The 7,402-nt window shown below is 68.4% G+C and carries 10 protein-coding genes; all 10 read right to left on the bottom strand.

Annotation, left to right across the window (positions count from 1 at the left end; translation table 11 throughout):
• Positions 1-11: 11 nt before the first annotated feature.
• Positions 12-419, bottom strand: coding sequence for a GPW/gp25 family protein (locus tag QRD43_RS20255; RefSeq protein ID WP_285984317.1), 408 nt, complete (start codon positions 417-419; stop codon positions 12-14).
• A gap of 1 nt (position 420) precedes the next feature.
• Complete coding sequence (locus tag QRD43_RS20250) at positions 421-720, bottom strand: PAAR domain-containing protein (RefSeq protein WP_285984316.1); 300 nt, start codon at positions 718-720, stop codon at positions 421-423.
• Between the two features lie 10 nt (positions 721-730).
• Complete coding sequence (gene vgrG, locus QRD43_RS20245) at positions 731-2,518, bottom strand: type VI secretion system tip protein VgrG (RefSeq protein WP_285984315.1); 1,788 nt, start codon at positions 2,516-2,518, stop codon at positions 731-733.
• A 4-nt stretch (positions 2,519-2,522) separates the two neighbouring features.
• A complete protein-coding gene (locus tag QRD43_RS20240; RefSeq protein WP_285984314.1) occupies positions 2,523-3,191 on the bottom strand; it encodes a CIS tube protein in 669 nt (222 codons plus the stop codon).
• A 2-nt stretch (positions 3,192-3,193) separates the two neighbouring features.
• Positions 3,194-3,403: a DUF5908 family protein gene (locus QRD43_RS20235; RefSeq protein WP_285984313.1), complete on the bottom strand. Its 210-nt coding sequence runs from the start codon at positions 3,401-3,403 to the stop codon at positions 3,194-3,196.
• Positions 3,400-3,915, bottom strand: coding sequence for a phage tail protein (locus QRD43_RS20230; RefSeq protein ID WP_285984312.1), 516 nt, complete (start codon positions 3,913-3,915; stop codon positions 3,400-3,402). The genes QRD43_RS20235 and QRD43_RS20230 overlap by 4 nt, the downstream gene beginning before the upstream one ends.
• Positions 3,916-3,922: 7 nt before the next feature.
• Positions 3,923-4,381, bottom strand: coding sequence for a phage tail protein (locus tag QRD43_RS20225; protein WP_269633486.1), 459 nt, complete (start codon positions 4,379-4,381; stop codon positions 3,923-3,925).
• Positions 4,382-4,459: 78 nt separating this feature from the next.
• Entirely contained in the window at positions 4,460-6,073 is a 1,614-nt protein-coding gene (locus tag QRD43_RS20220) for a phage tail sheath family protein (protein WP_285984311.1), read from the bottom strand.
• 9 nt (positions 6,074-6,082) lie between these two features.
• Complete coding sequence (locus QRD43_RS20215) at positions 6,083-6,802, bottom strand: hypothetical protein (protein ID WP_285984310.1); 720 nt, start codon at positions 6,800-6,802, stop codon at positions 6,083-6,085.
• Complete coding sequence (locus tag QRD43_RS20210; protein ID WP_285984309.1) at positions 6,799-7,380, bottom strand: Pvc16 family protein; 582 nt, start codon at positions 7,378-7,380, stop codon at positions 6,799-6,801. Before QRD43_RS20210 ends, QRD43_RS20215 begins: the two co-directional genes overlap by 4 nt.
• Between the last annotated feature and the right edge of the window lie 22 nt (positions 7,381-7,402).

Below are 7,402 nucleotides of genomic sequence, written 5' to 3'. Positions count from 1 at the left end.
GGCGTCCTGGGTCAGGTGGCCTGCACCGGATGGCTGGCCTGCTCCAGGTAGAGCGGGTAGACCATGTTGTGCCGCGTGTTGGTGGTGCGCACGCGGTAGCCGAGCTGCACCTCGACGCGCGCCCAGTCCTCGGGCGAGACGACCGCCTCGAGGGTCTCCACCTCGATGCGCGGCTCGAAGTACATGATGGCCAGGCGCAGCATGCTGCACAGCTCGGTGAGCGTCTGTTCGTTCGTCAGCTCGAAGACGAAGTGGTGCAGCAGGCTGCCGTAGGCATGCTGCATCACCCGCTCGCCGCGGCGGGTGCGGAAGAGGATGTGCAGGCTCTCCTCGATGTCCGGCACGTCCTCGCACAGCACGGCGCGCTGGTCGGCGTCGAAGCGCGGGGGGAAGCTCCAGCCACGGCCCAGGATGCTCATCTCAGCCTCCGATGATGACGGTGAAGCAGCCCAGCACGATGCTGCCGCCGTGGGCCGTGGTGTCCCCGATGCGGGCGGCCGGCTTGCCGCCGATCAGCACCGTCGTCGAGCCCATGGCGATGCAGTCGGGCGGTCCGACGCACACCGCGTTGTCGCCGACCACCGCCGCCGGCAGCATGCCGATCAGCACCGTCGGCACGCCCGGCCCGATGACCGGGCCGCCCACATGCGGGATCGGCGGCAGGCCGGGGGTCTGCTGGGGGCAGGTGTGGAGGTCGGTAAGGCGGGCGGCGGGCGGCATGGCGGGCCTCTCAATTGATCATGACCAGACCGCCCTTGACGGTGGTCTGGCCGGCAGCGGACAGCTCGGCCGTGGCGTTGCCCTTGGCCGTGAGACCCACCTGGGCTTCCGCGGAGATGTTCAGGGCCGACGCCTTGAGGTTGGCCTGCGCGTTGAGCGTGATGCCCGCCGTGGCGTCGCCCTGGATGTTGGCCTGGGCGGTCATCTTGATGTCCTTGACGCTGTTCAGCGTGATGCCGCCGGCGTCCAGGGTGATGCTGTTGCCGTTCTGGTCCTTGAGCACGCACTGCTTGCCGTCGTCGTCGAGGATCAGCGTGTTCTTCGAGGCGGTCTCGATGGTGATGGACTTCTTGTCCTCGTCGAAGATCACGCGGTGCTTGTAGCGCGTGACGATGGCCTTGGTGTTGTTCTCCGCGGCGAGCTCGTAGGGCGGCGGGCGGCTGCTGGAGTAGAGGCTGCCCAGGACCACGGGATGCGAGGGGTCGTCGTTGAAGAAGCCCACGATCACCTCGTCGTCCACCTCGGGCAGGAAGAAGCTGCCGAAGCCGTTGGAGGCATGGAACTGCGCGAGCCGGGCCCAGACATCGGGGGTCTCGGCCATCAGGGCGGGCAGGGAGATCTGGACGCGCTGCTGGCCGTCCGGGTCGCCGTCCAGCTTGACCACCTTGCCGATGTGCAGGCCGCGCACGCCGGGCAGCAGGCCGGCGTTGGGCGGCGCCTGGACGTCGGCGCGCTGCATCTGCCAGTCGGCGGGCATGCCGAAGTCGGCGTGGCAGATCCAGTTGCCGTCCTGGATCTCGTGCTGCACGGCGCTGAGGTAGCAGTTGCCGCTGAAGCGGGCGCCGATGCCCTTGAGTTCGAGCACGGTGCCAGGTCTTGCCAGCGCCGAGCCCTGGAAGCTGAGGCTGCCCCGGTGGCGGGCGAGCGCGGCCTTGAGCTGGGCGGACTTGGCCCAGGCGTCGAGCAGCGGCTTGGCCTGCGGGGCGCAGCTCTGCAGGGCGTAGGTGGCGGGGGAGGCGACGGCCGCCAGCGTGCTGCCGTCCAGGTTGCCCTGGCCGGTGCCGGAGGCGGGCTCCTGGCTCGTGCCCTGGAGCAGGGCCTGGCTGGCGATGTCCCAGCTAGAGGCCTGGACGGCGGTCCATTGCGGACGGGCGTCGATGTCGCTGCTGAACTCGATGAGGTCCGTGCCCCACGTCACCTGCAGCGCTGCGGCGGCGTCGAAGGCGGGCGCCTTCACGGCGAGCTTGCCGTCCTCGCACTGCACCACCAGGCCGAGGAGGTCGGCGCGGGCGAGCATGAAGTCCCAGTCGCTGCAGTAGTGCTGGGCCAGGGTCTTGTGCTGGACCGTGGTGGCCTCGACATCCGCCGTCAGCCCGTGGTTCGAGATGAGCGTTTCGATGATGGCGCTGTCCGTCTGGTCCACGTGGTGGGCGCTGCGGCGGCCCAGCGTCATCTTGCAGGCCGTGTGGCGGCATTCGATCTCGAGCCGGCTGTCGTTGTCGCCGTGGATGCGGAAACCGTGGCGCACCACGATGCCGCTGAAGAGGGCCTGCTCGTCGTCCCCGTAGCCCACGCTGATGCTGATCTGGGCGCCGGGCTTGAAGAGATCGCCATCGCTCAGCGGCACCTTGCCCTCGGGCATGTCGCCGTCCTGCAGGACGAGTCGGGCCCAGGACACCGTGTTGAGCGCGTGGCGCACGTTCAGCGAGATCAGCGGCAGCCCGTCCTGGGGCGTACCGTCGCAGGTGACGGTGACCCGGACCGGGCCTTCGGTGTCGACGGCAGGGGACTGCGGCATGGCGTCAGCTCAGCGGCGGGAAATGCAGGCGCAGGCCGGGCGGCAGGCGGCGGAACTCCCGCAGGCCGTTGAAGGCAGCCACCTCGGGGTAGTAGCGGGCGTCGCCGTAGATGCGCAGGCACAGCAGGGGCAGGGTGTCCCCTTCGACGACCTCGACGGCGTGGCTGAGGTCGGGCGAGGAGCGGTTGGCCTCGAGGTTGCCCTGCGTGTTGCTCGCGAAGCCGACGAAGCTCAGCTCGCAGCGCGCGCGCAGCGGGGCGCCGCTCGGCTTGAAGAGGGTGTACTGCGTCGTGAAGGACTGCAGCCGCCCATTGAAAATCAGCGTGCCCCAACCGACCTGCACGTGGTGCGGCTCGTGGGCGCTGCTGTCGTAGTTGTAGACGATGCGGCTGAGCTGCTCGAGCTGCGTCACGACCTCCACCGGCGGGCCGTCGCCGCCCACGGCGCCGGTGCCGTCCAGCACCAGGCTGAAGGTGATCGTGCCCGGGTCGATGGCGCTGAAGCGCATCGGGTTGCTGTTCTGGCCCTGCGTGCGCTGGCGGTTGTAGCGGATCCGCCGCGTCTGGCTGAACTCCGACGGGTTGATCTGCACCTTGAAGCGCTTGCTCTTGTCGGGCTGCGGCGGGTTGCTGTTGGGCACCAGCTGCGTGATGGTGAGGGGCAGCTTGCTCATGATCAGCGCTCGCGCTGCTGGCGCAGGGCGTCCTGGAACCACTGGCGGCAGGCGGCGAGGATCTCCTGCTTGAGCTGCTCGGGGTCGAGCGCCGGCGTGGCGCGGTCGTCCGATGCCGAGCCGGACGCGCCCGGCCGGTCGTTCGCGGCCTCCTCGTCGGCGCCATCGGCCACGGTCGCCTTGAGCACCAGCTGTCGGACTTCCAGGCTCATGACGGGCTCACCAGCGTCTGGTAGACCAGCTCGACTTCCTCGATGGCCACCTCGTTGCGTTGGGACTCGAAGCCGTTGACGCTCCAGCGGACGGGGTAGGCGTTGTTGCAGGCCCAGACCATCAGCGGGCGGCGATCGGCATCGATCAGCTGCACCTGGACGTCGATGAGCTGCAGCGGGTCACCCAGGCCGCCCTGCAGATGACGCCGGCACCAGCCGACGAAGCTGCCGTCGCGCTGCACCAGGCCGCGCTTGAGCTGCAGCCGGCGCGGCTTGGGCTGCGTGGGCAGCTGGTGGACGAAGCGGTTCTCCCCGCCCTCGGGCACGTCCTCGGTGTTGAGGCTGTGCTCGAGGCCGGACACCTCCTGGAACGACGCCGTGACCGGATTGGGCTGGCCGGGCATGCGCAGGAGCGAGACGCGGAAGGCGAAGGCCACCGGCATCTCGGCCGGCGGCGTGGGCGCCGCGAAGGCGGCGACCGAACGCATCCAGGCGGGGAGCTTCTCAGCCATCGTGACCTCAGGCGTTGGCGATCGTGAGGCCCTCGTGGACGATCTCGATCGTCTCGACGGCCACTTCGTTGCCCTCGGACTTGAGGTCCGTGCCGGTGATCTTGCTGGGCCAGGCATTGGTGAGCGTCCACACCATCGTGGGCTTGCCTTCCTCGTCCAGCAGGCTGATCGTGACCGGCACGCGCTTGATGGTGTTCATCTTGATCTGGTTGAACCATTCCCAGAACTTGTTGTCCGACTTGAACACGCCCTTCTTCATGGTCACGTTGCCGTACTTCTTGAGGCCCGGCATCTTGATCGCCGAGAAGACGGGGCTGTCGCCATGCCGGTACTCGATCGGCTGGGCCTCCACGTCCAGCCCCGAGATTTCCTCGAAGGACAGCACGGCGGAATCCCACTTCACCTGGAAATAGAACTTGGGCAAGGGCCACACATTGGTGGATTGCTTGGAACCGTCATCAGCCATTTCTTTGCTCCGTTGCTTGTTGCCTTGGGGGCAGGGGGGCTAGCGCACCGCCCTGCGGCCAGTCGAATGCCGTCCCGTTCAGGACTTGGGCATCTGCTGCTGGAAGGTGATCTCGATGAACTCGGCGGGGCGCACCATGGCCACCAGCACGGTGACGCGCAGGATGCCCTCGAGCACGTCGTCGGGCGTCATGGTCTCGCCCAGGCCCACGTGGACGCTGAACGCGTCCTCGGGCACGGCCCCCATCAGGCCGCCGCGCTTCCACACGCTCGTGAGGAAGTTGCTGATCATGCTCTTGACGGTCACCCAGGTGTTCGCCACGTTCGGCTCGAAGACGAGGGCCTTGGCGGCCAGGCGGCAGGACTCCTCCAGCATGATCATCGTGCGCCGCACGTTGATGTAGCGCCAGTCCAGGCTGTTGCCGTCCAGGGTGCGGGCGCCCCAGACCAGCACGCCCTCGCCGATGAAGCTGCGGATCGCGTTGATGGACTTGCCCTGGGCCGTCACGTTCAGGTCTTCCTGCTGCTCGGCGGAGATGCTGACGGTGGGCGACGTGACGCCGGCCAGGCTCACGTTGGCCGGGGCCTTCCAGACACCGCGGGTGTTGTCCACCATGGTGTAGATGCCGGCCATCGCGCTGCTGGGCGGCATGACGTTGAGGTGGCGGCGGGACTCGGCCAGCACGGTGTTGAAGACCGAGCTGTGGCGGCTCAGGGTCTTGTTCAGCAGGGCCTTGCGGGCGAGGATGCCGGCCTCCATCTCGTCGGGCGTCAGCGGCTTGGCGTTGGGGCGCTTGGCCGCCTCGTCGGTGACCAGCTTGGCGAAGTCGCCGTTGATCTCGTCGATGGCGTCGTTCAGCGCGCGGGTCTGGGCGCTCACGCCGTCCGGCAGCGGGCTCGCAATGCGCAGCTCGGCGCGGATCAGGGACTTGAGCAGGTCGATGCTGTCCGTGGAGACGTTCTCGAAGCTCAGGTCCTTCTCGCCGACGACCGTGGTGTTCAGCCACGGGTAGTAGGCCGCCGCGAAGTCCAGGAAGTTGATGCCCAGGTTGTCGCGGAACTTGCCGACCGGGTTGTCGTCATTCAGGGCCTTGTGGCCGTTGTAGACGTCCAGGATGGCGATGCGGTTGCGCATGCGGTTGCCGCAGTGCTGCAGCATGGCCTGCTGCAGGTCCGTGCACTGCTCTTCCTTGAGCTTCACGGCCTCGGGCACCAGCAGCATGGTGGGCTCCTGCTCCTTCAGCAGCTCGTCGATGCCCAGCTTGAAGCGGTCGGGATCGAGCTCCTGCTTGTAGGTGCCCACCGAGACGATGTAGCAGGGCCCGCCGCCGTTCTGGTAGAAGTGGCGCAGCGCCTGGTAGAGCGTGTAGCTGCCGCCGTCCGGGCCGTCCAGCTGCGTCATCCGGTAGCCCTTCTTGCTGGACGGGTCGTCCACCACGGTCTGGGCCATGAAGTCCGGCTGGTCGGCGGTCTCCTCGAGCTTGAAGACGGGCTTGGGCGGTCCGCCGAAGAACTGGTGGTACTCGGCCATGGAGCTGATGCGCCAGGGCGTCAGGGCCAGCGGCTTGTTGCGGTTGTCCGCGAACTCCGTGTGGCCGACGAAGGCCGGGACCGCGGTCGCGACCTCGACCACGGAGTTGGGGAAGGCGTTCTTCTCGACGATGTAAACGCCTGGCGTCTTCATAACGGCCATAGGGCTCTCCTAGGGGTGAACAAAGATCTCGCTCACTGGCCGCGTGCGACCATGGCGCTTCTCGAGGATCAGGCCGCGCGGGGCGGCCAGGGGCAGGCGGGCCTGCAGGATGCGTTCGCGGCGTCCTGCGAGGTCCTTCAAAACCAGGTGCTGCGGGCCCAGCGCGCCCATCGGCCAGCGCCGGCGCGAGCGAAAGACCCAGGCCGTGCGGCCGTCCGGGAGCCGCTCGTCCTCGTCACGGCGGAAGGCCGCGGGCTGGCCGGCCATCTCCAGCGTGGGCGCCTCGGCATCCCAGGCGCCGAGGAACAGGTACTTCCAGGTGCACAGTCGCGGCCGTAGCTCGATGGCGAGCTCCTGCGGTGCGCGGCCGGGCAGCTCCTGCAGCGTGCCGACGGCGGCATCGATCAGCGGCGCCTCCAGCGTGCGCGGGGCGCGACGGTCGGTGTAGAGCAGGTAGTCCGGGTCCGCGGATTCCAGCTGCCACTGCAGCCGCCGCGGCCGGCCCTCGGCCTGCAGGCGTTCCGACCACAGCAGGTCCAGGCGGTCCGCGGGCGCGTGCAGCCACAGCTCGGTGCCGTCGCAGCGTTCCACGAGCTGGTGGCGGGCCACGAAGGCGGCGGTCTCGGGCGAGGCCCGCAGGCGCAGGCGCTGCGGGCGCCCCTCGGCGAAGAAGCCGTGGCGCAGGCGCAGCACCAGCAGGGCCTGCCAGCTCATCAGGCGCGGGTTCATGACAACCCCCGCAGGGACCGCGGATCGACCTGCGAGATCGGCGTCTCGCGGCCCAGGACCTGCTGCCCGCTGATGCTGACCATGCGGATGCGGTAGAGCACCGAGGGCAGGTAGCGACCGCTGTGGATGCCCCACAGGCTGTGCATCTCGGCGCTGCTGAGGTTCTCGATGTTCAGCACGAGCTTGTCCAGCCGCGCATCCAGCTCCGGGGTGTTCTGGTGGTCCAGCACGGGCCGCTCGTGGAAGAAGTGGATGGCGCCGGAGAGGAACTTCAGCGCCTCCGGATAGTTGCTGCCGCTGAAGTTGGCGGCGCACATCATGAGCAGGTTCAGGTAGACCGGCTCGGCGCCGCGCAGCTGGCCCTGGGCGTTCATGCCCATGCCGATCGCGCGATGCGCGTAGGCGTCCTGCTCGACGCCCACGAGGAAGAGCACCAGCTTGTTGGCGATGAGCGGCACGAGCGTGCCGTTCTGCTCGAGCAGGTTCGACAGCACGGCCAGGTCCTCGTTCACCTGGAAGCGATGGCGCAGGTGCACATTCAGCTGGCTGGTGATCTGGGTGAGGGCGGCGTCGATCATGGCGGAGCGCGAGGGCAGGATG

The organism is Roseateles subflavus (assembly GCF_030285365.1).
In the GTDB taxonomy this organism is placed as follows: domain Bacteria; phylum Pseudomonadota; class Gammaproteobacteria; order Burkholderiales; family Burkholderiaceae_C; genus Roseateles_B; species Roseateles_B subflavus.
The sequence above is the reverse complement of the archived record's forward strand: the minus strand, read 5'-3'. Positions and strand labels throughout refer to the sequence as shown.

Bases quoted from the DNA above. Each gene is read 5' to 3' on its own strand.
- QRD43_RS20250 (WP_285984316.1), bottom strand. From the start codon at position 720: ATGCCGCCCGCCGCCCGCCTTACCGACCTCCACACCTGCCCCCAGCAG.
- QRD43_RS20215 (WP_285984310.1), bottom strand. From the start codon at position 6,802: ATGAACCCGCGCCTGATGAGCTGGCAGGCCCTGCTGGTGCTGCGCCTG.
- QRD43_RS20230 (WP_285984312.1), bottom strand. From the start codon at position 3,915: ATGGCTGAGAAGCTCCCCGCCTGGATGCGTTCGGTCGCCGCCTTCGCG.
- QRD43_RS20255 (WP_285984317.1), bottom strand. From the start codon at position 419: ATGAGCATCCTGGGCCGTGGCTGGAGCTTCCCCCCGCGCTTCGACGCC.
- QRD43_RS20235 (WP_285984313.1), bottom strand. From the start codon at position 3,403: ATGAGCCTGGAAGTCCGACAGCTGGTGCTCAAGGCGACCGTGGCCGAT.
- QRD43_RS20225 (WP_269633486.1), bottom strand. From the start codon at position 4,381: ATGGCTGATGACGGTTCCAAGCAATCCACCAATGTGTGGCCCTTGCCC.
- QRD43_RS20210 (WP_285984309.1), bottom strand. From the start codon at position 7,380: ATGATCGACGCCGCCCTCACCCAGATCACCAGCCAGCTGAATGTGCAC.
- QRD43_RS20220 (WP_285984311.1), bottom strand. From the start codon at position 6,073: ATGGCCGTTATGAAGACGCCAGGCGTTTACATCGTCGAGAAGAACGCC.
- vgrG (WP_285984315.1), bottom strand. From the start codon at position 2,518: ATGCCGCAGTCCCCTGCCGTCGACACCGAAGGCCCGGTCCGGGTCACC.
- QRD43_RS20240 (WP_285984314.1), bottom strand. From the start codon at position 3,191: ATGAGCAAGCTGCCCCTCACCATCACGCAGCTGGTGCCCAACAGCAAC.